28 protein-coding genes are annotated in these 23,294 nt (G+C 66.1%); 20 read left to right on the top strand and 8 right to left on the bottom strand.

What is annotated here, in order from left to right; translation table 11 throughout:
• Positions 1–10 precede the first annotated feature (10 nt).
• From ACFWU5_RS21550 to ACFWU5_RS21530, 5 genes are read left to right on the top strand one after another with little or no spacing between them, the layout of a single operon-like run.
• Positions 11–331, top strand: a complete 321-nt coding sequence (locus tag ACFWU5_RS21550) for a hypothetical protein (protein ID WP_379247188.1) — start codon at positions 11–13, stop codon at positions 329–331.
• Positions 328–1,464, top strand: a complete 1,137-nt coding sequence (locus tag ACFWU5_RS21545) for an NlpC/P60 family protein (RefSeq protein ID WP_379268409.1) — start codon at positions 328–330, stop codon at positions 1,462–1,464. The genes ACFWU5_RS21550 and ACFWU5_RS21545 overlap by 4 nt, the downstream gene beginning before the upstream one ends.
• Positions 1,461–1,814 carry a hypothetical protein gene (locus tag ACFWU5_RS21540; RefSeq protein WP_379247184.1) on the top strand — a complete coding sequence of 118 codons (354 nt, stop codon included), beginning with the start codon at positions 1,461–1,463 and terminating at the stop codon, positions 1,812–1,814. Before ACFWU5_RS21545 ends, ACFWU5_RS21540 begins: the two co-directional genes overlap by 4 nt.
• Positions 1,811–2,164 (top strand): YbaB/EbfC family nucleoid-associated protein, encoded by a 354-nt coding sequence (locus ACFWU5_RS21535; protein WP_379268407.1) that lies wholly within the window; start codon positions 1,811–1,813, stop codon positions 2,162–2,164. Before ACFWU5_RS21540 ends, ACFWU5_RS21535 begins: the two co-directional genes overlap by 4 nt.
• Positions 2,165–2,184: 20 nt before the next feature.
• Entirely contained in the window at positions 2,185–3,417 is a 1,233-nt protein-coding gene (locus ACFWU5_RS21530) for a primosomal protein (RefSeq protein ID WP_379247180.1), read from the top strand.
• A 52-nt stretch (positions 3,418–3,469) separates the two neighbouring features.
• Here ACFWU5_RS21530 and ACFWU5_RS21525 read toward each other — a convergent pair whose 3' ends face one another.
• The 3 genes from ACFWU5_RS21525 to ACFWU5_RS21515 all read right to left on the bottom strand — a co-directional run bounded on the left by ACFWU5_RS21525 (position 3,470) and on the right by ACFWU5_RS21515 (position 6,423).
• The gene (locus tag ACFWU5_RS21525) at positions 3,470–4,567 is read right to left on the bottom strand and encodes an adenosine deaminase (protein ID WP_379247178.1); all 1,098 of its coding nucleotides are present in this window, start codon (positions 4,565–4,567) and stop codon (positions 3,470–3,472) included.
• Between the two features lie 114 nt (positions 4,568–4,681).
• Positions 4,682–5,968, bottom strand: a complete 1,287-nt coding sequence (locus ACFWU5_RS21520; RefSeq protein ID WP_379247176.1) for a thymidine phosphorylase — start codon at positions 5,966–5,968, stop codon at positions 4,682–4,684.
• 53 nt (positions 5,969–6,021) lie between these two features.
• Positions 6,022–6,423, bottom strand: a complete 402-nt coding sequence (locus ACFWU5_RS21515; protein WP_379268405.1) for a cytidine deaminase — start codon at positions 6,421–6,423, stop codon at positions 6,022–6,024.
• A 289-nt stretch (positions 6,424–6,712) separates the two neighbouring features.
• Between ACFWU5_RS21515 and sdhC the strand changes: the two genes are divergently transcribed.
• The 11 genes from sdhC to ACFWU5_RS21460 all read left to right on the top strand — a co-directional run bounded on the left by sdhC (position 6,713) and on the right by ACFWU5_RS21460 (position 15,712).
• Positions 6,713–7,111 (top strand): succinate dehydrogenase, cytochrome b556 subunit, encoded by a 399-nt coding sequence (gene sdhC, locus ACFWU5_RS21510; RefSeq protein WP_379247172.1) that lies wholly within the window; start codon positions 6,713–6,715, stop codon positions 7,109–7,111.
• A gap of 1 nt (position 7,112) precedes the next feature.
• A complete protein-coding gene (locus ACFWU5_RS21505) occupies positions 7,113–7,574 on the top strand; it encodes a succinate dehydrogenase hydrophobic membrane anchor subunit (RefSeq protein WP_379268403.1) in 462 nt (153 codons plus the stop codon).
• A gap of 16 nt (positions 7,575–7,590) precedes the next feature.
• On the top strand, positions 7,591–9,360 hold the full coding sequence (gene sdhA, locus ACFWU5_RS21500; protein WP_379247168.1) for a succinate dehydrogenase flavoprotein subunit: 1,770 nt from the start codon (positions 7,591–7,593) through the stop codon (positions 9,358–9,360).
• The gene (locus ACFWU5_RS21495) at positions 9,360–10,130 is read left to right on the top strand and encodes a succinate dehydrogenase iron-sulfur subunit (protein ID WP_056818106.1); all 771 of its coding nucleotides are present in this window, start codon (positions 9,360–9,362) and stop codon (positions 10,128–10,130) included. The genes sdhA and ACFWU5_RS21495 overlap by 1 nt, the downstream gene beginning before the upstream one ends.
• Before the next feature lie 139 nt (positions 10,131–10,269).
• Positions 10,270–10,779 carry a hypothetical protein gene (locus ACFWU5_RS21490; protein WP_379268401.1) on the top strand — a complete coding sequence of 170 codons (510 nt, stop codon included), beginning with the start codon at positions 10,270–10,272 and terminating at the stop codon, positions 10,777–10,779.
• Positions 10,780–10,832: 53 nt separating this feature from the next.
• Positions 10,833–12,257, top strand: coding sequence for a serine hydrolase domain-containing protein (locus ACFWU5_RS21485; RefSeq protein ID WP_379268399.1), 1,425 nt, complete (start codon positions 10,833–10,835; stop codon positions 12,255–12,257).
• 6 nt (positions 12,258–12,263) lie between these two features.
• On the top strand, positions 12,264–12,992 hold the full coding sequence (locus tag ACFWU5_RS21480) for a MerR family transcriptional regulator (protein WP_379247162.1): 729 nt from the start codon (positions 12,264–12,266) through the stop codon (positions 12,990–12,992).
• 102 nt (positions 12,993–13,094) lie between these two features.
• Entirely contained in the window at positions 13,095–13,385 is a 291-nt protein-coding gene (locus ACFWU5_RS21475; protein WP_379247160.1) for a hypothetical protein, read from the top strand.
• 199 nt (positions 13,386–13,584) lie between these two features.
• On the top strand, positions 13,585–13,932 hold the full coding sequence (locus ACFWU5_RS21470; RefSeq protein WP_379247158.1) for a helix-turn-helix transcriptional regulator: 348 nt from the start codon (positions 13,585–13,587) through the stop codon (positions 13,930–13,932).
• On the top strand, positions 13,916–15,148 hold the full coding sequence (locus ACFWU5_RS21465) for a type II toxin-antitoxin system HipA family toxin (protein WP_379268397.1): 1,233 nt from the start codon (positions 13,916–13,918) through the stop codon (positions 15,146–15,148). Before ACFWU5_RS21470 ends, ACFWU5_RS21465 begins: the two co-directional genes overlap by 17 nt.
• 312 nt (positions 15,149–15,460) lie before the next feature.
• Positions 15,461–15,712: a hypothetical protein gene (locus ACFWU5_RS21460; protein ID WP_379247154.1), complete on the top strand. Its 252-nt coding sequence runs from the start codon at positions 15,461–15,463 to the stop codon at positions 15,710–15,712.
• On the opposite strand, the gene ACFWU5_RS21455 is transcribed toward ACFWU5_RS21460, so the two are convergent.
• Positions 15,709–16,620 (bottom strand): fructosamine kinase family protein, encoded by a 912-nt coding sequence (locus ACFWU5_RS21455; protein WP_379268396.1) that lies wholly within the window; start codon positions 16,618–16,620, stop codon positions 15,709–15,711. The two genes, ACFWU5_RS21460 and ACFWU5_RS21455, sit on opposite strands and share 4 nt — an antisense overlap.
• Before the next feature lie 45 nt (positions 16,621–16,665).
• Positions 16,666–17,121 carry an SgcJ/EcaC family oxidoreductase gene (locus ACFWU5_RS21450; RefSeq protein ID WP_379268395.1) on the bottom strand — a complete coding sequence of 152 codons (456 nt, stop codon included), beginning with the start codon at positions 17,119–17,121 and terminating at the stop codon, positions 16,666–16,668.
• A gap of 89 nt (positions 17,122–17,210) precedes the next feature.
• Between ACFWU5_RS21450 and ACFWU5_RS21445 the strand changes: the two genes are divergently transcribed.
• Positions 17,211–17,666: a MarR family winged helix-turn-helix transcriptional regulator gene (locus tag ACFWU5_RS21445; protein WP_379268394.1), complete on the top strand. Its 456-nt coding sequence runs from the start codon at positions 17,211–17,213 to the stop codon at positions 17,664–17,666.
• Here the strand turns inward: ACFWU5_RS21445 and ACFWU5_RS21440 are convergent.
• Both ACFWU5_RS21440 and ACFWU5_RS21435 read right to left on the bottom strand, forming a co-directional pair.
• Complete coding sequence (locus tag ACFWU5_RS21440; RefSeq protein ID WP_379247146.1) at positions 17,663–18,334, bottom strand: RadC family protein; 672 nt, start codon at positions 18,332–18,334, stop codon at positions 17,663–17,665. The two genes, ACFWU5_RS21445 and ACFWU5_RS21440, sit on opposite strands and share 4 nt — an antisense overlap.
• 108 nt (positions 18,335–18,442) lie before the next feature.
• Positions 18,443–18,664: a type II toxin-antitoxin system VapB family antitoxin gene (locus ACFWU5_RS21435; protein WP_379268392.1), complete on the bottom strand. Its 222-nt coding sequence runs from the start codon at positions 18,662–18,664 to the stop codon at positions 18,443–18,445.
• Between the two features lie 257 nt (positions 18,665–18,921).
• On the opposite strand from ACFWU5_RS21435, the gene ACFWU5_RS21430 reads away from it, so the two are divergent.
• From ACFWU5_RS21430 to ACFWU5_RS21420, 3 genes are all read left to right on the top strand, one after another.
• Positions 18,922–19,815, top strand: a complete 894-nt coding sequence (locus tag ACFWU5_RS21430) for a phenylalanine 4-monooxygenase (protein WP_379268391.1) — start codon at positions 18,922–18,924, stop codon at positions 19,813–19,815.
• Between the two features lie 145 nt (positions 19,816–19,960).
• Entirely contained in the window at positions 19,961–20,650 is a 690-nt protein-coding gene (locus tag ACFWU5_RS21425; RefSeq protein ID WP_379247140.1) for a SnoaL-like polyketide cyclase, read from the top strand.
• Positions 20,651–20,799: 149 nt separating this feature from the next.
• Positions 20,800–22,146 (top strand): D-alanyl-D-alanine carboxypeptidase family protein, encoded by a 1,347-nt coding sequence (locus ACFWU5_RS21420; protein ID WP_379268390.1) that lies wholly within the window; start codon positions 20,800–20,802, stop codon positions 22,144–22,146.
• A gap of 122 nt (positions 22,147–22,268) precedes the next feature.
• Here the strand turns inward: ACFWU5_RS21420 and yhjD are convergent, their stop codons facing one another.
• Positions 22,269–23,291, bottom strand: a complete 1,023-nt coding sequence (gene yhjD / locus ACFWU5_RS21415; RefSeq protein WP_379247136.1) for an inner membrane protein YhjD — start codon at positions 23,289–23,291, stop codon at positions 22,269–22,271.
• Positions 23,292–23,294: the final 3 nt, after the last annotated feature.

Here is a 23,294-nt window from a genome sequence, read left to right as displayed (position 1 = left end):
GGGAAGTTCGATGCGAAAAATGTCCGCCGATGCCGAGGGCATCGTCGCCTACAGCGCGACCGCCGGGGCGATGGCCTCGGAACTGGCAACGGCGGCGGCTGGTTCGGTCGCCTCCGCACCCACCCTGCTCGGCCCCGTCATGGGCCTGATCGGCGGCGATTTCACCGCCGCCTACTCCGCCGCGCACGCCGGTCACGTGGCCTCGATCGCGCAGCTGTCCGCGGTCATGGGCAGCATGGGCGTGGCTACCGCGAGCGCCGCGACCACGCTGGTGGAGACCGACTTGAACAACGCGGCGCCGTTGCAGGCCGCCGCGGGCGAGATCGCATGATCGACCTCAGCGGACTCGTGCAGCCACTGCTGGACCTGCTGTCCAGCTTCGGCACCGGCGTGCAGGGCGTGGGCGGCCCGTCCGACGGGCTGCGGTCGACGTCGACCAACCTCGACCAGATCTACCAGCAGGGTCGCAGCAGCATCAACAACGTGAACACCGCGTGGGACGGCCAAGCGGTCGACGCGGTCACCGCCAAGGCCCTGCGCGTGCAGACCTCCTCGGCGACCCTGTCCGACAACGGTGTCGGGATGGCGACCGTGGTCGACCAGGCCGCGGCCTACGTGGAGACCGGGCAGAAGGAACTCGACGGGATCGTCAACTCGTTCGTGTCGCAGGTGTCCGCGATGGGCACCGCCGTCGGCACCCCCGTGGGTCTGACCACGGTGATCGCGTCGGCCATCGACCACATCGGCCAGGGCATGGGCGTGGTGGGTCGGGTGCAGGAGGAACTGGGCACCCAGACCGCCGCGATCAAGGAACTCACCCCCGCACCGTCGAGCACGTCGCTGGCGGGCGTGTCGACGGGCGCGAGTTCACTGCTGTCGTCGGTGTCGAATTCGGGCATGTTGTCCTCCGTCGCGAGCACCGGCACTTCACTGCTGGGCAGTGTCGGGTCGTCGTTGTCCACGGCGATGGGCGGCAGTTCCAGTAGCGGCTCCAAGTCCGCGGCCGCCGGCTCGGGCAAGACCGCGGGGTCCGGCTCGTCGGCCGGTTCCTCGACCGGCTCGGGCACCGGCGTGAAGATCACCCTGCCCGACGGCAGCACGGTCGAAGCGCCCAACGAGAAGGCCGCCACCGCGGTCCGCTCGGCCATCGGCGCGGTCGGCACCCCATACGTGTGGGGTGGCAACGACCCGCAGTCGGGCATCGACTGCAGTGGCTTGACCAAGTACGCCTACGGCGAGGCCGGTGTCGAACTGCCGCGCCTGGCGCAGGAACAGCACGTGGGCAACCCCCAAGTTTCCCCCGGTGACCTGATGCCGGGCGATCTGGCCGTGTGGGACGGCCATGTCGCCATGGTGGTGGGCAACGGGCAGCTCGTCGAGGCCGGCGATCCGGTGTCGATCAGTTCCATCCGAACGGAGAACAGTGGCATGGAGTTCTACGGCTTCTACAGGCCTACCGAATGAGCGGCACACCGGTGCCCGAGGTGCCCAATGTGGAGTCAGCGGTCAGCAGTAACCGCTCCGGCACGATCAAGGTGCGCGCGACCAGCATGGGTCTGCCGATCGCGATCAAATTCGAACGCAGCGAGTACCAGTACGGTGCGCAGGCGCTCGCCGACGAGATCCTGCGTCTGACCAGGCGCTCGACCATCGCCGCGGCCGCGCGACTGCGCGAGGTCTACAGCGAGCAGGCGCAGATCCCCGACGAACTGCTGGACAAGATGAACCTGCCCACCCGGCGTCAGGCGGTCGACGAACTCGACCGCATCGACGACGCCGACACCGGTCAGACGAGCTGGATGAGGCCACTGTGAGCGCGGAAATGGATGCCCTGGTCGCGGGCGTCACCGGAAAACTCGAAGCGCTCGAGGCGGCGCTGTACGGGTTGAAGCAGGTCAACGGGCGGTTCACCACCGAAGACGGACTGGTCACCGCCGAGGTCAACAGCGACGGCGCGCTGGTGGCGTTGCAGCTGGACGAGGCCATCACCACCATGGCGCCCACCGAGGCCGCGGCACTGATTCTGGCGGCCTGCAAACAGGCCACCGAGACCGCCGGTGCGGCCCGTTCCGACATCATCGCCACCCTCAACGAGTCACTGACCGGACCCGGTGCACAGCCCGGCGGGCACTTAGCACCCGGGCCGGATAGTGCCGCGCGCTGAAGCTAGATAGGCTTCGCGTCATGGCTTCTGGAGACATCGTCCCGATCGCGCTCGGTCTGACCGATGGCGATCTCGTCACCCTGTGGGCACCGCGCTGGCGAGACGGTGACGATGAGTGGGAGGCGTTCCTCGGTCACGAGGACGACCTCTACGGATTCGAGTCCGTCGCGGAGTTGGCTGCGTTCATCCGCACCAACTCCGACAACGACCTCGTCGAGCACCCGTCATGGGCGGTCATCGCCGGTCTTTCGGCCGCTGAGCTGGAGCCGGAGGAGAATTTCAGCTTCGATCTGGTCTCCGTGCCCGAGCTTGCCGCGGGCGATCCCGAGGGCGACGTGGTCGGCGAGCTCGAGGACACCCTGGCGATGGTGCGCAATATCGCCGAGGTGTGCGAGCTCGACGTGGTGACCAAGTTCTTCGGCAACAACCCGGTCCTGGGCGTGCTGGCCAGTGGGGCAGGCACGTTCGTCGGGCGCGACGGCGAAGAGCTGTGGGATCAGGTCGGCGCCGCGATCGTCAAGGGCTGGGACGACGTGCTCGACGCGATCGACGGCGTGGTCAGCACGCCCGAGGTGGACGCGGCCGCGGTCGCGGTCGCCGAGGCCGAGCTGTTGGCCGCGGAGGAGAACGTGGTCGACGCCGACGACGTCGCCGAGGAGGAAGAGGAGTTCGAGACCGTCGATCTCGACGCCCCCGACGAGGACGAGACGTTCTGGGACGAGGTCGGCATCGACCCCGTCAAGATCGTCACCTCCGACGGCGAGCACTTCACCCTGCGCTGCTACCTCGACGACGAGCCGATCTTCCTCGGCAACGGCACCACCATCACCGTGTTCGGTTCCGAACGCGCGCTGGCCCGCTACCTGGCCGACGATCACGAGCACGAGCTGGCGCGGGTGTCGACCTTCGCCGAGGTGCAGACCGCCGCGGTGGACGGTTCGCTCGAGGTCGAGGTGACCGACGAGAACGTCTACGTGCTCACCGGTCTGGTCGAGGATCTGGCCGAAGGGCCCGAGGCGGTCGACATCGAACAGCTCGATCTGGCGGTGGAACTGTTCACCGACGCCGCCGACTACGCCGATGACGACAGCGTGGAAACCGCACTGGCACAGTCGAATCCGCTGGGTTGGTACGTGTCGTACCTGCTCAACCCGGACCCGAACCGGATGGCGCCCAACCCGCCGTACACGACCGAGGCTCAGCAGTTCCGTGAGCTGCAGCGGGTGTTCGAAGCACGGTTGACCAGCGAGTAAGTGTTCTCGCGAAGCAGGGGTGGCACCGATGTGGTGCCACCCCTGCTTCGTCTCAGCCCAGCAGGACCGCGTAGCCCGGCTTGATCACTTCGTCGATGATCTTCAGGCGGTCGGGGAACGGGATGAACGCCGACTTCATGGCGTTGATGGTGAACCGTTCCAGGTCGCTCCAGCCGTAGCCGAACGTGTCGACCAGTTTCAGCATCTCCTCGCTCATCGAGGTGTCGCTCATCAGCCGGTTGTCGGTGTTGACCGTGACCCGGAAGCGAAGGCGCGCAAGCAGATCGAACGGATGCTTGTCCAGCGACGGCACCGCGCCGGTCTGCACGTTCGACGACGGGCACAGCTCCAACGGCACCCGCATATCGCGCACGTACTTCGCGACCAACCCGAGCTGCGCGTCCTCGATCTCGCCGGGCACGCTGATGTCGTCGGTGATCCGCACCCCGTGACCCAGGCGGTCGCAGCCGCAGAACGCCAGCGCCTCGTGGATCGACGGCAGCCCGAACGCCTCGCCCGCGTGAATGGTGAAGTGCGCGTGGTTGGCTCGCAGATACTCGAACGCGTCCAGGTGCCGGGTGGGAGGGAAACCCGCTTCCGCGCCGGCGATGTCGAAGCCGCCGACACCCTCGTCCCGGAACCGCACGGTCAGCTCCGCGATCTCGCGCGACCTGGCCGCGTGCCGCATCGCGGTGAGCAGGCACGTCACCCGGATGACATTGCCCTGCTCGGCCGCGATCGCCTCGCCCTCCCGGAAACCGGCGAGGGTGTGCTCGACGACTTCATCGAGCGTGAGGCCCTTCTCCAAATGCTGCTCGGGCGCGAACCGCACCTCCGCGTACACGACCCCGTCTGCGGCGAGGTCGATCGCGCACTCCCGAGCAACCCGCCGCAACCCCTCCGGCGTCTGCATCACCGCCACCGTGTGCGCGAACGTCTCCAGATACCGCTCCAACGACCCACTGTCGGCGGCGTCACGAAACCACGCCCCCAAGCTCTCGGCATCGGAAGCGGGTAACTCGTCATAGCCGCAGTCAGCGGCAAGCTCTAGCACCGTAGCGGGCCGCAAACCACCATCGAGGTGATCATGCAGCAAAGCCTTCGGTGCGCGTCGGATCGAAGCAAGGTCTAGGGGCGCCGGTCCAGTCATGTTTAGACGGTAGCGGGCCGCGCCGATCCTGGCAGCGAAGTACGCACGTGGCAACCGTCTCGTTGATTATCCGACCCGCACACGACTATTGCGGGCCACTCACGCGATTGCGGGTCAGTCGATGCGGCCCAAAATCAGCTCGCCGGGCTTCCACTCGGACCCGGACTCGATCGTGATCGCGTCGGTCAAAGCAGCCAACGCTCCAGCGAACGCCTCCGGCGTATCCGTGTGCAACGTCAGCAACGGCTGACCCATCACCACCGAATCCCCAGGCTTGGCATGCATTTCGATCCCGGCCCCCGCCTGCACCTTCTCCCCCTGACGCGCACGCCCCGCCCCCAACCGCCATGCGGCGACACCGACCCCCATCGCGTCGAGCCGGGTCAGCACCCCGGTCGATTCGGCCAACACCGTCTCGGTATGCCGCGCAACGGGCAAGGGGGCATCGGGATCCCCACCCTGCGCCTGGATCATCGTGCGCCAGTGATCCATCGCGCGCCCGTCGGCAAGCACCTCGGCCGGATCGATATGCAACCCGGCCTGCGCCACCATCTCCCTGGCCAACATCAACGTCAGCTCGACCACATCCGCAGGCCCGCCACCGGCGAGCACCTCGACCGACTCGGCCACTTCCATCGCATTGCCCGCGGTCCGCCCCAAAGGCGTGTCCATCGCGGTGAGCAGCGCGACCGTGTTCACGCCCGCGTCACGCCCGAGTTCGACCATCGCGGTGGCCAGTTCCCGAGCACCGTCCAAAGTCTTCAGGAAAGCCCCCGACCCCACCTTCACGTCCAGGACCAGCGCCGCTGTCCCCTCGGCGATCTTCTTGCTCATGATGGAACTGGCGATCAACGGAATCGACTCGACCGTGCCCGTCACGTCGCGCAGCGCGTACAACCGCTTGTCAGCAGGCGCCAGATCGGCACCGGCCGCGCAGATCACCGCACCGATCGCGGGATCGGCCAGGATTTCGCGCATCCGCGGCACGGTCACGTCGGCCTGCCAGCCGCGAATCGATTCGAGCTTGTCCAAGGTCCCGCCGGTATGCCCCAGCCCGCGCCCGGACAACTGCGGAACAGCAGCTCCGCAGGCCGCCACCAGAGGCGCCAACGGCAGCGTGATCTTGTCTCCGACACCGCCGGTGGAGTGTTTGTCGACCGTGGGACGAGGTAGATCGGTGAAGTCCATCCGGGTCCCCGACCCGATCATCGCCGCGGTCCACCGCGCGGTCTCGCGCCGGGTCATCCCCCGCCAGACGATCGCCATCGCCAAGGCCGACATCTGCTCGTCGGCCACGACCCCCTGGGTGAACGCATCCACCACCCAGTCGATCTGCGCGTCCGACAGCTCTCCGCCATCGCGCTTGGTAGTAATGATCGAAACCGCATCCAGTGCCGTCATCGGGCCAGTTTGGCACGACCCACCGACATCGGCTACGGCTGACGAGCCGGTACCTACTGTTGACCGGCCGCGAGATCACCGGGTCCGAAGGCGTAGGGCAGCAGCTCGGACAACAACTTCGGCCCCTCGGGGTGGTCCACCAGCAGCGCGCCCCCGCCGTGTTCGAACAGCAGCTGTCGGCAGCGTCCGCACGGCATCAAAATCTCGCCGCGGGAATCGGTCACCGAGACCGCCACGAGCCGTCCCCCGCCCGATGTGAACAAGTTACCGACGAGTACACATTCGGCGCACAGGGTCAGCCCATATGAGACATTTTCCACATTGCATCCGCTCACCATTCGACCATCGGCGCTGAGAGCCGCAGCGCCGACCGGAAATCGCGAGTACGGGACATACGCGGAGCCCATTGCGCCAATTGCCATGTCGCGCAACGTTTTCCAGTCGATTTCGGGCATCGGGAACCTCCAGCCGAACCCCGACGATGCGGGGAAATACGAGCCGGAACACCAGTATCCGGCATCGAGAAAGGTAAACCTAACTCGCCACTTTCGCAGCCAACGCACGGCACGCCGAATTAGTTCCGCGAAACAGAGGGGATTAGAGTTCACCGAAGATCGGTTCAGGTTCCCGGCGGCGGGCCAGCGCTTTGCAATACAGCGCTGTCACCTGGGCATTTGCCCCTCCACGCATGCCGCGTCGGATCTGTGACCGGGTCCATCAACGACGTTGGAGGCACCGCACTCTATGACCACGATAGAAGCTCCGGCTCAGCCGAAGCGGAAGACGCTGTACCGCGGCGACCCCGGCATGTGGTCCTGGGCACTGCACCGGATCACCGGTGTCACGCTGTTCTTCTTCCTCTTCGCGCATGTGCTCGACACGGCGCTGGTCCGGGTCAATCCCGATACCTACGACCAAGCGATCGAGCTCTACAAGAACCCCGTCGTCGCCCTGATGGAGATGGGCCTGGTCGTCGCCGTCCTGTTCCACGCCCTCAACGGCGTGCGGGTCATCCTGGTCGACTTCTGGTCCCAGGGTCCGCGATTCCAGAAGCAGATGCTGTGGGCTGTGCTCGCCATCTGGGTCGTGGTTTCCGCCGCGGGCGTCGGTCGCCAGTTCTTCTACCTGCTGACGGAGCACTGATATGTCTGCACCTGTGATCGGCAAGTCTTACGACCGCCCCGCCAGCCTGGACCTGCCCCGCTCCCCGCGGGGCCGGTCCAACAGCAACTTCGAGAAGTACGCATGGCTGTTCATGCGCATCTCCGGCCTGTTCCTGATCGTGCTCACCCTGGGCCACATGTTCATCATGTTGATGATCGACGGTGGCGTGAACCGCCTGAACTTCGCGTTCGTGGCCGGCCGCTGGTCCAGCCCGTTCTGGCAGCTGTGGGACCTGTCGATGCTGTGGCTGGCGCAGCTGCACGGCGGCAACGGTCTGCGCGTGATCATCGACGACTACTCGCGCAAGGATTCGACCCGCTTCTGGCTCAAGGTCATCCTCGTGCTGTCGATGATCCTGGTCGTGGTGGTCGGCACGTACGTCATCTTCACCTTCGACCCCAACATCGACCCCACCTACGTCGCCCCCAACTACACGGGTTAGGAACAGGCCCCCTCGCATGAGTGAATCCCGTCCGATTCAGGAACACCGCTACGACGTCGTCATTGTCGGCGCCGGTGGCGCGGGTATGCGCGCGGCGATCGAGGCTGGTCCCCGGGCTCGTACCGCGGTCCTGACCAAGCTCTACCCCACGCGCAGCCACACCGGCGCGGCTCAGGGTGGCATGTGCGCCGCGCTGGCCAACGTCGAAGAAGACAACTGGGAATGGCACACCTTCGACACCGTCAAGGGTGGCGACTACCTCGTCGACCAGGACGCCGCGGAGATCATGGCCAAAGAGGCCATCGACGCGGTCATGGACCTCGAGAAGATGGGCCTGCCGTTCAACCGCACGCCCGAGGGCAAGATCGACCAGCGTCGTTTCGGTGGCCACACCCGTGACCACGGCAAGGCGCCCGTGCGTCGCGCGTGTTACGCCGCCGACCGCACCGGTCACATGATCCTGCAGACGCTGTACCAGAACTGCGTCAAGCACGACGTCGAGTTCTACAACGAGTTCTACGTGCTCGACCTGGTGATGACCGACACCGATCGTGGCCCCGTCGCCACCGGTGTGGTCGCCTACGAGCTGTCCACCGGCGAGATCCACGTCTTCCACGCGAAGTCGATCGTGTTCGCCACCGGTGGTTCGGGTCGCATGTACAAGACCACCTCCAACGCGCACACGCTGACCGGCGACGGCATGGCGATCGTGTTCCGCAAGGGTCTTCCCCTGGAGGACATGGAGTTCCACCAGTTCCACCCGACAGGCCTCGCGGGCCTGGGCATCCTCATCTCCGAGGCTGTGCGTGGTGAAGGTGGCATCCTGCGCAACGCGTCCGGTGAGCGCTTCATGGAGCGTTACGCCCCCACCATCAAGGACCTCGCGCCGCGTGACATCGTCGCCCGCTCGATGGTGCTCGAGGTGGCCGAAGGCCGTGGCGCCGGTCCGAACAAGGATTACGTCTACATCGACGTGACCCACCTGGGCGCCGACGTGCTCGAGGAGAAGCTGCCCGACATCACCGAGTTCGCGCGCACCTACCTCGGTGTGGACCCGGTGACCGAGCTGGTGCCGGTCATGCCGACCTGCCACTACGTCATGGGCGGTATCCCGACCAAGATCCGTGGCGAGGTGCTGCGCAACAACACCGACGTGGTCCCCGGCCTGTACGCCGCCGGTGAGTGCGCGTGCGTGTCGGTCCACGGCGCGAACCGTCTGGGCACCAACTCGCTGCTGGACATCAACGTGTTCGGCCGTCGCGCCGGCATCGCGGCCGCGGAGTACGCCAACCGCACCGAGTTCGTCGAGATGCCGGAGAACCCGTCGCAGATGGTGATGGATTGGCTGTCGCTGATCCTGTCCGACCACGGCAACGAGCGGGTGGCCGACATCCGCACCGAGCTGCAGGCCACCATGGATGCCAACGCGGGCGTGTTCCGCACCGAGGAAACCCTCAAGAAGGTCCTCACCGACATCCACACGCTCAAGGAGCGCTACACCCGGATCACGGTGCAGGACAAGGGCAAGCGCTACAACAGCGACCTGCTCGAGGCCGTCGAGCTGGGCTTCCTACTCGAGCTGGCCGAGGTCACGGTCGTGGGCGCGCTCAACCGCAAGGAATCGCGTGGCGGCCACGCCCGCGAGGACTACCCGGATCGCGACGACACGAACTTCATGCGGCACACCATGGCGTACAAGGAGGGCCCGGAGCTCATCTCCGAGATCCGCCTCGACTTCAAGCCGGTGGTACAGACCCGCTACGAGCCGATGGAGCGTAAGTACTGATGACTGCCGCAGTCGATACCGCCAAGCAGAAGCCGGCACCGGTCCCCGAGGGTTCGGTCATGGTCACCGTCAAGGTGGCCCGGTTCAACCCCGAGAACGGTGAAGGCGCGTACTGGGATTCGTTCCAGGTGCCGGTCCTGCCGACCGACCGCTTCCTCAACGTGCTCATCTACATCAAGTCCTACCTGGACGGCACCCTCACCTTCCGGCGCTCCTGCGCCCACGGTGTGTGTGGCTCCGACGCCATGCGGATCAACAATGTGAACCGCCTGGCGTGCAAGGTGCTGATGAAGGACCTGCTGCCCAAGGGCGACAAGACCCTCACCATGACTGTCGAGCCGATCCGCGGCCTGCCCGTGGAGAAGGACCTCGTGGTCGACATGGAGCCGTTCTTCGACGCGTTCCGCGCGGTGAAGCCCTACCTGATGACCTCGGGTAACGAGCCCACCCGCGAACAGATCCAGAGCCAGGCCGACCGGGCCCGCTTCGACGACACCACCAAGTGCATCCTGTGCGCCTGCTGCACCACGTCGTGCCCCGTCTACTGGACCGACGGCAGCTACTTCGGCCCCGCCGCGATCGTGAACGCCCACCGCTTCATCTTCGACAGCCGTGACGAAGGCGCCCGCGAGCGCCTCGACATCCTCAACGACGTCGAGGGTGTCTGGCGCTGCCGCACCACGTTCAACTGCACCGACGCGTGCCCCCGTGGCATCGAGGTCACCAAGGCGATCCAGGAAGTCAAGCGGGCGCTGCTCTTCACCCGCTAGCCCTTCCCGGTACAAGGCCGTCCGCACCGAAAGGTGTGGGCGGCCTTTGTCGTTCGTCGGCACTCGCGGGGAATGAGCGGTTGATAGATAGTGTTACTATCCATAGTAGATAGTTCCGGTATCCATTCAGGGAGAACCCATGATCACCCTCATCGCCTTCCTCGGCTCACTCGTCGTCTTTCGCACGCTCGGTGCACTCGGCGTAACCCGGTTCGCCTCGTGGTCGACCAGCGCCGCCCACGCACTGGCCGTCATGCTGGTGATGACCGGAACCGCGCATTTCATGCCGGGCAGCGTCACCGTGATGCCCAACTATGACGACATGGTCGGCATGATCCCGCCGTTCGTGCCGTTCCCCGGGTTCATGGTGTTGGCCAGCGGAGTGCTGGAACTACTCGCCGCGATCGGCCTGGTTCTCACCCGCACCCGATGGATCGCGGGCTGGGCACTGGTTCCGCTGTTCCTCCTGCTCCTGCCCGTCAACATCTACGCCGCCGTCAACGACCTCCCGTTCGCGGGAGAGCCGGCTTCGCCACTGTGGCAACGAATCCCGGAGCAGGTCCTGTACATCGCCTTCGCGATCTGGGCCACCCGATCCGCACCTCGCGTCGTGCCCGCGTTGCGGCGACGCGAACCGTCGACAGTCTGAGCCTTTGTCCCAGTTTGACATTGCCCCTGGGGGAAGGTTTCACGATAGTGCGCATGAACGACACCACACTGCGCACTCTCGAAGCTCGGATCCGCGAGCAGGTCGCGAGCTACTGCGAGACCGATGAAGTTCCCGGATTCGTCGCCGGCGTTCACCACGCCGGTGCTGAGATCGTTGTCGCGCACGGCACCGCCAACACCGCTACCGGGGCGCCGATGCTCGCGGATACCGGATTCCTGTTCGGCTCGGTCACCAAGGTCATGACCACCACGCTGGTCCTGCAGCAGGTGGAGCGCGGACTGCTCGACCTCGATGCGCCAGTGGTCGAGTACCTGCCCGAATTCGCCGTGACCGTACCGGGAGCGGCGGACAAAATCCTTGTCCGACACCTGCTTTCGCACACCAACGGCATCGATGCCGACCTGTTCTTCCCCGACGCGCAAGGCCGCGATGCTCTTGCGGCCTATGTCGAGGGTCTCGCGAGCAGCTGCGGCGTCCTGTTCGAACCCGGCGAGCAGGTCAGCTACTCCAACGGTGGGATGATTCTCGCGGGCCGCCTGCTGGAAGTCGTGACGGGCCTGCCCTTCCCCGAATTGCTCGAGCGCGACATCTACGCGCCCGTCGGCATGCGGAACTCCAGCACCTCGGCCGCGCAGGCCATTCTGCGCAGCACCGCGGTCGGCCACTTCAACGATCTCGAGACCAATGCCGCCACACCCACCGGCATGTTCACGCTGCCCGACACCTGGGGCCCGGCCGGTGGTACCCCGATCGGCACCGTTGCCGACTTGCTCGCCTTCGGGCGCACCCATCTCCGCGCGGGCGTGTCCCCGTCCGGCGCGCGTGTCCTGTCGGCCGAGTCGACCGCGCTGATGCAGCAGGTCGCCTTCGACATGGGCAGTCCGAACGTGCCGCCGATCGGGATGGGCTGGGTGCTGTACCCGTTCGGGGACACGACGGTGCTCGCGATGTCCGGCGCCTCGCCCGGCGGCGTGTCCCTGTTGTGTGTCGTGCCCGAACACGATCTGGTCTTCGCCGCTTTCGGCAACACCCCGGGGGCGATCATGCTGCAGGACCAGCTGCTGCAATGCCTGATGAGCGAACATCTCGGCATCTCGATCCCCCCGCTGATCACCGAATCGGCGGCCGAGGTCGACCTCACCCCGTATGTGGGCACCTACCGCTGCGAACAGCTGCGCGTCGACGTGAGCATCGTCGACGGTCAACTCGAGGAACGAGTGACCTACGAACCGACCGACGAATCGCAGGAGCGGATATTCACCGCGTTCGCCGGTGGCATGACCGCCGCTCCGCCCCAGCGCTATATCGCGATCCGGCCGGGCCTGTTCGCACCCGCCGACTATCCGCTTGCGACCTTCGACGGCTATCTGCGGCTGCTGCTCGTCTCCTACCACGACATCCGCGACGGGCGGGCCCACTTCCACAATGCAGGCGGTCGCCTGACCAAGCGCGCATGAGCAAAAATGGCGACCATGCTCACCATCGGCCAGCTCGCGGACTACGCCGCAGTGACCACCAAAGCCATCCGCCACTATCACGAACGTGGCCTGCTCCCCGAGCCCGATCGTGACTCCTCAGGCTACCGGCGCTACACCGCACAAGACGCCATCACCCTGGTCAAGATCAGAACGCTGGCCGGTGCGGGGGTGCCGCTGGCTCGCATCGGGGGCCTGCTCGATGCCGAACCGGAGGTGCTCGCCGCCGAGATCGCCGAGATCGACCGCGCGTTGCGCAACCGCATGGCACAGCTGCGGCGAACCCGCGGTGAACTCGCCCAATTGCAGGGCGGTGACCGGCTTTTCGTCACCGCTGAGGTCGCGGACTACCTCGCCGAACTCCGCGATATCGGCGTCAGCGAACGTCATATCCGGATGGAACGTGACGGCTGGATTCTCATGCACACCGCCGCACCCGAAGACGCGGCTCGGTGGATCGCCGAAAAGCGTGAATTTCTCGGCGATCCCGAGTTCCGCGCGCTCTGCCTCGAGCACGACGCCGCCTTCGACTGGGCACCCGAGGATCCACGCCTGCCCGCTCTCGCGGCCCGCACGCGGAGCTGGTTTGCCGACTGCCACCACCGATCCGAGCCGCGCCCGGTCCACAATCCGGCGATCGCCCGCTTGGCCGAGCAGTCACAGCCCGGCGCCTCGTCGCCGGCATGGGATCGGCTGGCCCAGCTCACCCGAGGTTAGCCCGCGTCCGACGCGGTCGAGGCCGGTGCGCGCGATCGCCGGGCGGGCGCCACCCGAGCGCGCCCGCCTCGACGAATCCGCGCAACAGACAGGGAACTCACGATGTCCGCAGTCCGTGTTCACCACTACTCCGTCGACCCGGCCCATTTGGAGCAGCTACTCGCTCAGCGCACCCAGCTGATCGGCGGCATCCGCGCCGGCTTCCCCGGCTTGGTCGAAACTCGTTTGATCCGCCTCGAAGATGGCACGTACCAGGATATCTGGCACTGGGAAACAGCCGAACAGCTGACCGCCGCCGTCGCGGCATCGGCGGCCTTCCCGCCTGTCAGCGCCACCTTGGCGCTCACCAGCGCAGGCACCGTGCAGAACGGGGAAGTCATCGACGAGCAATAGCACACCGCGAGGGCCGTCTCCATCGAAAGATGCAGGCGGCCTTCGCCGTTCACCAGGGTTGCCAGGTGTCGCAGACATGGCGGGGCTTCGATGCGAATTGATTCGATGTGGGCGGGGTCGAGCTGCCATGAAATACGTGCAATACTTTGCTGCTTAACTACCCATAGATTCAAAGTATTGCACCTCGATCGGAGAACCCATGGCGAGAAAGCGCATAGGCCTACATCCCGCCGCAGCCGACGCGGTTCGAGTACTCGGCCAGCAAGTGCGGCTAGCCCGCAGGGCGAAAAACTGGACAGCGGCCGACCTCGCCGCCGCGACCGGCGTCTCACCACGCACGATCAGCTCGATCGAGACCGGCTCCAGCGCGGTTTCGATCGGAAACGTTCTCAACGTCGCCGCCATCGCCGGCGTGCCACTGTTCGGCGTCGACGACCCCGCGGAACTGACGCGTATGCGATTGCGCGGCGAAGAACGCATCGCGCTCATCCCCACCAGGGTCCGCCACCCCGCGCCCGAGGAGGACGACGATGGCCTCGACTTCTGACGAAGCATTCGTATGGATGTGGCCCGCCGGGTCAACGGACCCGATCCCTGCCGGACGGCTGCGCAGAGGCGGCGACGGAGGTCTGTGGTTCCAGTACGGACGTCGCTACGCAGCGCGGCCGGACGCGGTGAGCCTGTCACCGACGCTTCCGTTGGGATCGGGTTCTTTCGGACCGACCGAAGACCTCGGGATGCCAGGGGCGCTGCGAGACGGAGCACCGGACGCATGGGGACGGCGCGTCCTGTTGAACGCGCTGACCGGAGCGCACGGGCTCGATGCCGACGCGACGGCCCTCGACGAGTTGACCTATCTGCTCAGGTCGGGATCGAATCGGTTCGGAGCCATCGATTTCCAGCAAAGCCCGCTGAATTATGTGCCGCGTGCCGATACCGCGTCACTGGATGAACTACACCGGGCAGCCCAAATCGTCGAGGCCGGCGACCACCTGCCCACCGGTCTCGCCGAAGCGATCATCGATGGCACGACGATGGGTGGCGCGCGACCCAAAGCACTGGTCCGCGATGAATCGCGCGAGTACCTGGCCAAATTCTCGACCTCATCGGATCCCTTCCCTGTCGTCACCGCCGAAGCCGCGTCATTGACGCTGGCCCGTCGCGCCGGTATACGGGTGCCCGATACCCGGGTCGTCACCTCACTCGGCCGAAACGTCCTACTCATCGAACGATTCGATCGTCCTGGCGACGGCAGGCGCACCATGGTCGTTTCCGCGCTCACCCTGACAGATCTCGGCGAGATGACCGCTCGATACGGCAGTTATCCCTGGCTGCTGAGAAGCCTTCGCGAGCACGGCACCGACGCCGGAGCCGAACTGTTCACTCGCATCGCCTTCAACATCGCGATCTCGAACACCGACGACCATCTCCGAAATCACGCCGCGTTCTGGGACGGTTCCACCCTCACCTTGACCCCCGCGTACGATCTCTCCCCCATTCCGCGTAGTGGCGAAACTGCTTATCAGGCAATTGCTTACGGCCCGGATGGGGAGCGCGAGAGCAACCTGGCGGCTCTGATCGCCGTAGCCCATGTCTATGGGCTCGACCAGCTTCGCGCTCGCGATGTCGTTGATCGGATGGTCGAGGAAATCAGAACCGGGTGGGACGAGGCTGCCGACGAAGCCCGGCTGACGCAGGCCGAGCGGAGTCTCTTGTGGGGGCGGCAGTTTCTGAATCCAGGTGCGCTACGCGGCATGAGCTGACAAGTCAGAGATGCGACATAGCGAGTTCTCTTCTTGCGAAGGCCGTCCGCATCGAAAGGTGCTGGCGGCCTTTGTTGTTCGCTGACGGCTACCACTGGTGCCGAATATGCCGATCCGCTATCACTTTGTGGGATAACGGTCCTGTTGCTGTGGTTGTGGGTGGCCGGGTAGCTTGACGCAGTTGCATCGTAGGAAGAGGGTCGCGCCGCGGCTCGGGTTGGTGCCAGAAGGATGTTTGTTCGCGTGCAGGATTCAACAGCTGTTTCTACTTCGAAGCCGGTCGCGGCGGTGACGGGATTACCCTCCGCCCTTGTGCTTTTCGTCCTTCGGAACTGGCAGCGTCATATCGACGCGTGGAAGCGCCCCGACGGGCGAGCCGCGATCGCGTGGGCGTTGGGGATGTTCGGTGGGCCGTTGATGATCGTGGTGGCCGTCCCGCTGGCCGCGCAGGCGCTGGCTGTACTGGACTCCGACGATCGGAACGGGCGGGATCTGGCTATCGGTGCGCTGATCGCCGCGCTGGCATGGGGGTCGGCCGTCGCGATCTATCTGCTGAGCCGCTAGTGGTAGTTGGCCGCGGCGTCCAGGACGGCTGTTCGGTAGGAGCGGCCGAAGAGGACGGCGTGGGCCAGCCATAGGTGGAGTTGGTGGAGGGGGATTCGGGATTTCCAGTCGGGGGCTAGGGGGTGGATCTCGTTGTAGGCGGCGATGATTCGGTCGAGATGGGGCGTGCCGCCGAAAAGGTACAGGGTGGACAGGTCAGTTTCGGGGTGGCCTCCGTGGGCGGCGGGGTCTATCAGCCAGGGGGTGTCGGACGGGCCCCAGAGGATGTTGCCTGGCCAGAGGTCGCCGTGGATTCTGGCGGGGGGTTCGGCGGGGGCTTCGATGTGGATTGATTCGATGCGGGTGGCGTCGGCGGGGTCGAGGGCGCCCGCGTCGACGGCGAGTTTCAGGTACGGCAGGATTCGGTGTTCGCGATACCAGGTGGGCCAGTCGTCGCCGGGGGTGTTGTCGAGGGGCAGGCCTGCGAGGAATCCGTCGGCTGATGCGCCGAAAGTAGGTGCGCCCGCCCGGTGGGTGACGGCCAACCCCGCACCGAACCGTTCAGCGGCGGCGACAGTCGGCTCGGCGTGATCCACCCACTGCATCAACAACAGGTCGTCGGTCCGCGCATACACCTGCGGCACCGCTACCCCACCCGCTTCCCGCAACCACCGAAGCCCCTCCGCCTCGGCCGCGAAAAGCCCGGACGGGGCCGGCGCGGGATCGGCAGTCGGCGCGGCGGAAACCCCACCCGGCCAGGTCTTGAGAAAAAGATGCGTCCCGTCATCGAGCACAATCCGCTCGGCCACACTGATCGACCCACCCGCGACCGGCGTAGTCCGCAACCGCTGATGAGCGAGAAAGGTCGGCAACAAGTGCGGGTTCGCACGCAAGAACGGCAGGTCCACCCCGCCATCTTGCCCAGACATCGGCGATCACGGTCGACAAACCGCCCGATCAGTGCGAGGTCCCACTCACCTCTGCGCCGCCGGGATCAGGTCGGGAGCGGTTTTGAACGAGATCGCTTCCATCAGGGGCTTGCGTTTGGTGTTCTGGAAGGCGGCGACTCGCCAATCCCCCGTGGTCTCGCGGACCAGCGTGTAGGTCTGGACCTTGGTGAGCTTGGTGGGGCGGGTGCCTTTGTAGGAGTCGCCGCGGCCGGTGACCACGGCGGTGTCGGGGCAGAGGAAGCGGATGTCGAGGATCTCGTCGGCCAGTTGGGTGTGTTTCAGGTATTTGGCGAACAGGGTGCGGTGGCTGTCGACGATGTCGGTTCGGCCGCGGTAGTAGGTGCCCACGAAGGTGACGTAGGTGGCGTCTTCGGTGAATGCCGCTCCGTAAGCGTCGGCGTCGTTTCGCCGCCAGGCGTCTACGAGGGTGGCGATCACATCGATGACCGCCTGCCGGTCGTCGCGGTGTGTGGCCGTCATAATTTCTCCCGAGGGTGTCGTTGATACTTCTCTGCACGTGTGCAGTCTCTGCATATGTGCAACTATCAGGATAAGGGGCGTCGAGCAACGTGGCAAGTGATGTGCAGCGGACCGAAGAGTCGACCTTTCGCGCCTACCTCGACGCGGTGGGGTTGCACAGCATGGCCGGTGCGACGGCGGCGGGGTTGCAGCCCACCGAGTGGTACGCGCTGAGCCAACTCGCGTCGGCGGGCGCCCTGACCTCGGGACAGTTGTCAGCGCGGATCGGCCTGACCACCGGGGCGACGACCCGTTTGATCGACCGTCTGGAACGGGTGGGCTACGTCCGCCGAGTCGACGACCCGGACGACCGCCGCAAGGTCGTGGTCGAGCCGGTCGCGGAAGCTCTCGCCGGCATCGGCGCGCTGGTGGCACCGGCGCGCAGCAAGATCGCGGAGATCCTCGACCACTACACGCCCGAGCAACGCGAGCTCCTGTTCGACTATTTCGCCCGCGCGACACCGGCGTTCCAGGAAGCCACCGAGCAGATCCGGTCGCAGAACTAGGTGAAAGGTGGGGCGGTGGACCAGGTTTCGCCTGCTACGACGATGTGGTCGAGGTAGCGCAGGCCTACTGTGCTGGCGGCTTGGTGCAGCAGACTGCTGGCTCGGCGGTCGTCAGGGCTGGGGGTGGGGTCGCCGGAGGGGTGGTTGTGGACGATGGCGAAGGCTTTGCCGTCGTGGCGCAGGATGGTGTTGAGGATTTCTCGGACGGGTACGGCTACGTGGTCGATGGCACCTTCGGCGACGAAAGATCGGTGGCGTAGGCGGTTTTGGGTGTCGCAGATCAGGACTAGTAGGCGTTCTACGCGGGCGCCTGCGAACAGCGGGATGGCTGCGGCGGCGATGTCTTCGGGGGTGGTGAGTTGCGGTACCGAGTCGCTGGGGGTGCGGGAGCGGGTGCCCAGGTGGAAGGCGGCTACGACGGTGGCGGCTTTGGCGGGGCCGATGCCCGCGCGGGCGGCCAGTTCTTCGGGGCGTGCGGCGGCCAGTTCGGCCAATCCGCCGTAGTCGCCGATCAATTGGGCCGCGACTTCCAGCGCGGATTGGCCTCGGGTGCCCTGGCCCAGCAGCAGCGCGAGCAACTCGCCGTCGCTGAGCGCGTGGGGGCCGAGCATGAGCAATCGCTCGCGTGGGCGTTGGGCGACAGGCAAACTCGCGATCGGTACCGACATTGGATTCCCCCTGCGGATCGGTGACTGACTCCGATAGTCGCAGGGGGTACCGACAAGTTCGGGCTACCCCTCGGCCACCGCCCTTGGTGACGTAACCCGAACCTGGATCTAGCCCGGCGAACCAGGCTCCGAGCCGACCGCGGAATCGGCAGGGGCGTCGGTGCTGAACACCGAATCCGCCATCAACCGTTCCAAGTTCCGCAGTTGACGTTCGTGCACCACGATGCGGCGTAGCGCCTCGTTGACGGTGGCGTTGCTGTCGCCGGTGCCCATGATGTCGGCGGCAGCGGCCAGCAGACGCTGATCGAGATCTATTCGCAGGGTGCGCACACATCCTCCTCCGGTACGAACGCAATCTTGCGTGATCAACATCCACACGCGTGGCTAATTCACCGCGTCGTTACCGAATCCGACCGTTCGCAAGTCGCACAGCAATCGCCGCGAGCCTGTCGACGCCCGGACAGCCGGCGCACGGAAAACACAGTTCACCGCCGGAATCCGCCGCCGACGAACCTCGCAACTGTGCAGTTTGCGCAGTTGTGCGCGTCGTTGTTGTCGCCGCGCTCGGGCGGTGCTTGCCTTGAGTCATGTTCACCGAGGCCCAGCTGTATTCGCCGGTGACGCGCGAGCGTGACGGCGACGTGACCGTGCACCTGAGCGACGACCATCCCGGCGTGCACGACCAGGCCTACCGGGCCCGCCGCAACGCCATCGCCGCGCTGGCACTGGACTACGCCCCCGGCGCCGCCGTCCCGCACATCGACTACTCCGACGACGAGCAGCAGGTGTGGCGGATCGCCTCGGCCGAACTGGCCCGCAAGCACGAGCGTTACGCCTGCCGCGAAGTGCGCGAGGCGGCGCGCGACCTGGCGCTGCCGCACGATCACATCCCCCAACTCGACGAGGTGTCCCGCCTGCTCACCCCACTGACGGGCTTCCGCTACGTGCCGGCCGCGGGTCTTGTCCCCCTGCGCGAGTTCTTCGGTTCGTTCGCCGATCGCACCTTCCACTCCACCCAGTACATCCGCCACCACAGCGCCCCGCTGTACACCCCCGAACCCGACGCGATCCACGAGATCATCGGCCACGCGAACCAGATCGCGAGCCCGCGTTTCGCGGCGCTGTACGAGACGGTGGGCGCCGCGGTGGCCCGATTGGAGACCGACAGCGCGCTGAAATTTCTCGCCGATGTCTTCTGGTTCTCACTCGAGTTCGGCGTGGTTCGCGAGGACGGCGAAATCCGTTGCTACGGAGCGGGATTGCTGTCGTCGTACGGCGAGATCGACGAGTTCCGACACGCACGGCTACATCCGCTCGATGTCGCCGCGATGGGCACGATCGCCTACGACATCACGCACTACCAGCCGGTTCTGTTCTGCGCGGATTCGGTGGATCAACTGGTGGACGTGTTGGGCGAATTCTTCGCGACCATGGACGACCAGACCCCGGCCCGACTTGGACATCCGCTGCGAGCCGTCTGATAGCCGAATCCGAAAACCTTGTCACAGAACACAGTTCGACTTTTCGCGTTTCTCACTTGTTGAGACCTGACACGCGCGACCCAGTGCGAGACTGCTACTTTCGACCCCGTTCTTCAAAGCTTTGAAAGGGTCGGGTAGACCGAAAATGACTGTTGACACCACGGATACGCAGACCGAGCAGACCCCGGAGCCGGAAGCCCCACTGTGGCTGCAGGGCCGGGAAGCCGTGATCGCGGCGGCGGCGCCGGAAGAATGGCGCGGCAACGTTCCCGACTACGAGCTCAGCCACGAGGTGATCCCGCGCGAGCGCACCATCGAGCACGCGCCCGGTTCGCTCGAGGCCATCGTCGAGGACCTGGTGAAGGTCTTCGAAATGGAGGTCTCGCACAAGGCCGACCCCGCCACCTGGCTGTCGGTGGTGGCCGACCAGTACCGCGGCCGCGTCAACGGCGGGGTGTGGCAGGACGCCGAGGAGTTCGCTCGCATCGGCTCCTACAACATCCTGATCGGCGACAACCCGTACTACGACGCCGAGAACGAGACCTTCGACTCCTCGCACAACATCTTCCACACCGCCTTCCCCGGCGGGTTCTTCTGGGAGGTCCTCGAGGTGCTGTCGGGCCCGCCGACGGTGAGCATCCGGTGGCGGCACTGGGGCAAGTTCGAGGGCGAGTACAAGGGCCACGCGCCCACCGGTGAGCACATCGAGATGTTCGGTGTGACCATCGCGCGCGTGAGCGAGGATCTGCGCATCCTCGAGCTCGAGCACTTCTACGACAACAACAAGCTGCTGGGCCCGCTGGCGCACGGCTGCCCCGTGCAGCACGGGAAGTAGAAAACCCTTGCCGTTCGGTGCGTTTCGGCGCATCGAACGGCGGCGCTGCTCGTTGTCGGTTGCCGCTTCCCGAAGATCGAACTCGTCGCCCGCGGTGGGGTGTGACTCGGGAAGCGCCCGGGCGTGTCGGCTGGCTAAGCTGCGTGGCGATGAGGATTCGTGAAGTCGGCGTGCGCGCCGCATGTTGTCTTGGCGCTGCTGTCACCGTCGCCGTGCTCGCGGGTGCTCCCGCTGTCGCCCAGCCCGCCACCGACAGGCCGCCGACCAGCACACCGGCGCCGGGCGCCCCGCCCACACCGGGCAACACCACGCCACCGACCGGCACGACCACACCCCCGTTCACCACCCCGAGCACCGACGACTGCGCGCAGAGGACCCAACCGCCTCCCCCGGTCGACACCTCCGAGGTCCCCGCGCCGGGCGAGCCGACGCCCAGCCCACTGCCGGTCCCCTCCCCCGCCATCGGCGGCCAACGGATGGGCGACTGCGGCGTGGTGCTGCCCGACGGCGCACCCCCGCTGCCCGCCGATATCTCGGCCACCTCGTGGATGGTCTCCGACCTGGACACCGGCCGCGTGCTGGCCGCCAAGGATCCGCACGGCCGCTATCGCCCGGCCAGCACCATCAAGGTCGCGCTGGCCATCGTCGCGTTGCGCAGTCTGGACCTGGACGAAGTCGTCACCGGCACCCAGGCCGATGCCGATGTCGACGGCACCAGGGTCGGCATCGGTCCCGGCGGCCGCTACACCAACCGTCAGCTCATGCAGGCGCTGATCATGTGCTCGGGCAATGACGCCGCGCACGCCATCGCCACGCAACTCGGGGGCGACGAGCGCGCGGTGGCGAAGATGAACGACGTCGCGAAGACGTTGCGCGCCATGGACACTCGCGCCGCCACCCCGTCGGGCCTCGACGGCCCCGGCATGAGCACCTCGGCCTACGACCTGTCGGTGCTGTTCCGCGAGGCGATGAGCATCCCGCTGTTCGCGGAGTTGATCCACACCGAGCAGGTCGATTTCCCCGGCTTCCCCGCCGACCCGAAAATCCCCGGCGACAAGGATCATCCGGGCTTCCCGATCGCCAACGACAACCAGCTGCTCTACAACTACGCGGGCGCGATCGGCGGCAAGACCGGTTTCACCGACGATGCCCGCCAGACCTTCGTCGCCGCCGCCGAACGCGACGGTCACCGCCTGGTCGTGACCCTGCTCAAGGCCGACGTGCGCCCGATCCGCCCGTGGGAGCAGGCCGCGCGCCTGCTGGACTACGGTTTCGCCCTCGACAGCAATGCCCGAATCGGCAAGCTCCCCGAAACCGGCAGCGACGCAGTGGAACCCAGCGTCCCCCTGGCCTCACCACCCCCGCGAGCCGACGGTTCGAAAGCAGACAGCGACCGTCCCGTCCATGAAGGAGCCCGGATCGCCACGCTGATCGGTGGCCCCGTGGTGGTCGTGGGCCTGCTGCTGTGGGCGCGCAGGGCCTTCCGCAGGCGCTGACACCGATCCACGCCCAATTTACGAATCTGGACGAACGATCACCAGGCTCTGACGCAAACATCGGCCGAGTAGAAAAATCCACCAGAGCCTGGTGATCGACTGTCCAACTAGGGGTTTCGGCGCTATCGCCGCTTGCCGACCAGAATCAGGGCGAGCGCAGCAACCGCGCCCGCGCCGAAATAGGCGGCACCGGCCCCGGTCGACACCCCGTGCTCGACTATGCGCGGCCGGATCACCACCGCGTTCGGGGGCGCGACCGTGGCAGCCTCTTCGTTGTCGCGGGAGGTCGCCGCCCATGCGGTGGCGAACAGCAGGATTCGGTAGCTCGTATACGTGAACACCATCAGACCGATGATCGAACCGAAAGTCGCGCCCGCCGGACTCGACAGCACGATCTTCAAGTAGATCGCGGCGATGATCTTGAAGATCTCGAAGGCGATCGCCGCCAACACCGCCGCCCGCGCCGCACTGCGCAGCGACACCGGTTCCCGTGGCAAGCGCGCGATCATCCACGCGAACACCGCCCACGACGCCAACAATCCGAGCGCGATCGACACCAGCCGCAGCACCAGCGACGCGCCGGGCAGATGGTCGACACCGAGCCAGTCGAGCACGCCCTTACCCAGCCCGCTCGCGGCGATCGCCGACAGACCCAGCGACACCACGGACGCGAGGCCGAGGCCGATCAGCGCACCGAGATCGGAGAGTTTGGCCTGCCACCAAGGCTTTTCGGGGCTCTGGCTCTCCCACTGTTCGGTGAGCGCGGCGCGCAGGTTCGCGATCCAGCCCAGGCCGGTATAGAGCCCGACCAGCAGGCCGATGATGCCGACCGTGCCGCGGGAGTCCATGGCCTTTTCGATCAGATCGTTGATCTGGTCGCCGAACGAGCCGGGGATGTTCTCCACGACTTTGGCCTGCAGTTCGGTGAGCAGGTCGGGATGCCCGGCCAGGATGAAACCGGCCACCGAGAACGCCACCATCAGCAGCGGAAACAGTGACAGCACAGTGAAATACGTGATGCCCGCGGCGAAGAAGTCGCCGCGTTGATGTTGGAATCGACCACCGGCCCTGACCAGGTGATCCAGCCAGGGCCTTCGCCCGATCTGCTTCTCGACGGCGGTCGAGATGTTGTCGATCAACTGCATGAC

It is taken from the genome of Nocardia sp. NPDC058640, from assembly GCF_042716995.1.
In the GTDB taxonomy this organism is placed as follows: Bacteria; Actinomycetota; Actinomycetes; order Mycobacteriales; family Mycobacteriaceae; genus Nocardia.
Note: the sequence above shows the minus strand (reverse complement) of the source record. Positions and strands in the feature narration are given on the sequence as shown.

Excerpts from the sequence above, each read along its gene's own strand:
- ACFWU5_RS21490 (WP_379268401.1), top strand. The coding sequence starts at position 10,270 with ATGATCACCCTCATCGCCTTCCTCGGCTCACTCGTCGTCTTTCGCACG.
- ACFWU5_RS21430 (WP_379268391.1), top strand. The coding sequence starts at position 18,922 with ATGTTCACCGAGGCCCAGCTGTATTCGCCGGTGACGCGCGAGCGTGAC.
- ACFWU5_RS21505 (WP_379268403.1), top strand. The coding sequence starts at position 7,113 with ATGTCTGCACCTGTGATCGGCAAGTCTTACGACCGCCCCGCCAGCCTG.
- sdhC (WP_379247172.1), top strand. The coding sequence starts at position 6,713 with ATGACCACGATAGAAGCTCCGGCTCAGCCGAAGCGGAAGACGCTGTAC.
- ACFWU5_RS21440 (WP_379247146.1), bottom strand. The coding sequence starts at position 18,334 with ATGTCGGTACCGATCGCGAGTTTGCCTGTCGCCCAACGCCCACGCGAG.
- ACFWU5_RS21515 (WP_379268405.1), bottom strand. The coding sequence starts at position 6,423 with ATGCCCGAAATCGACTGGAAAACGTTGCGCGACATGGCAATTGGCGCA.
- sdhA (WP_379247168.1), top strand. The coding sequence starts at position 7,591 with ATGAGTGAATCCCGTCCGATTCAGGAACACCGCTACGACGTCGTCATT.
- yhjD (WP_379247136.1), bottom strand. The coding sequence starts at position 23,291 with ATGCAGTTGATCGACAACATCTCGACCGCCGTCGAGAAGCAGATCGGG.
- ACFWU5_RS21475 (WP_379247160.1), top strand. The coding sequence starts at position 13,095 with ATGTCCGCAGTCCGTGTTCACCACTACTCCGTCGACCCGGCCCATTTG.
- ACFWU5_RS21545 (WP_379268409.1), top strand. The coding sequence starts at position 328 with ATGATCGACCTCAGCGGACTCGTGCAGCCACTGCTGGACCTGCTGTCC.
- ACFWU5_RS21550 (WP_379247188.1), top strand. The coding sequence starts at position 11 with ATGCGAAAAATGTCCGCCGATGCCGAGGGCATCGTCGCCTACAGCGCG.
- ACFWU5_RS21480 (WP_379247162.1), top strand. The coding sequence starts at position 12,264 with ATGGCGACCATGCTCACCATCGGCCAGCTCGCGGACTACGCCGCAGTG.
- ACFWU5_RS21530 (WP_379247180.1), top strand. The coding sequence starts at position 2,185 with ATGGCTTCTGGAGACATCGTCCCGATCGCGCTCGGTCTGACCGATGGC.
- ACFWU5_RS21450 (WP_379268395.1), bottom strand. The coding sequence starts at position 17,121 with ATGACGGCCACACACCGCGACGACCGGCAGGCGGTCATCGATGTGATC.
- ACFWU5_RS21520 (WP_379247176.1), bottom strand. The coding sequence starts at position 5,968 with ATGACGGCACTGGATGCGGTTTCGATCATTACTACCAAGCGCGATGGC.
- ACFWU5_RS21420 (WP_379268390.1), top strand. The coding sequence starts at position 20,800 with ATGAGGATTCGTGAAGTCGGCGTGCGCGCCGCATGTTGTCTTGGCGCT.
- ACFWU5_RS21455 (WP_379268396.1), bottom strand. The coding sequence starts at position 16,620 with ATGTCTGGGCAAGATGGCGGGGTGGACCTGCCGTTCTTGCGTGCGAAC.
- ACFWU5_RS21485 (WP_379268399.1), top strand. The coding sequence starts at position 10,833 with ATGAACGACACCACACTGCGCACTCTCGAAGCTCGGATCCGCGAGCAG.
- ACFWU5_RS21425 (WP_379247140.1), top strand. The coding sequence starts at position 19,961 with ATGACTGTTGACACCACGGATACGCAGACCGAGCAGACCCCGGAGCCG.
- ACFWU5_RS21525 (WP_379247178.1), bottom strand. The coding sequence starts at position 4,567 with ATGACTGGACCGGCGCCCCTAGACCTTGCTTCGATCCGACGCGCACCG.
- ACFWU5_RS21540 (WP_379247184.1), top strand. The coding sequence starts at position 1,461 with ATGAGCGGCACACCGGTGCCCGAGGTGCCCAATGTGGAGTCAGCGGTC.
- ACFWU5_RS21470 (WP_379247158.1), top strand. The coding sequence starts at position 13,585 with ATGGCGAGAAAGCGCATAGGCCTACATCCCGCCGCAGCCGACGCGGTT.
- ACFWU5_RS21495 (WP_056818106.1), top strand. The coding sequence starts at position 9,360 with ATGACTGCCGCAGTCGATACCGCCAAGCAGAAGCCGGCACCGGTCCCC.
- ACFWU5_RS21465 (WP_379268397.1), top strand. The coding sequence starts at position 13,916 with ATGGCCTCGACTTCTGACGAAGCATTCGTATGGATGTGGCCCGCCGGG.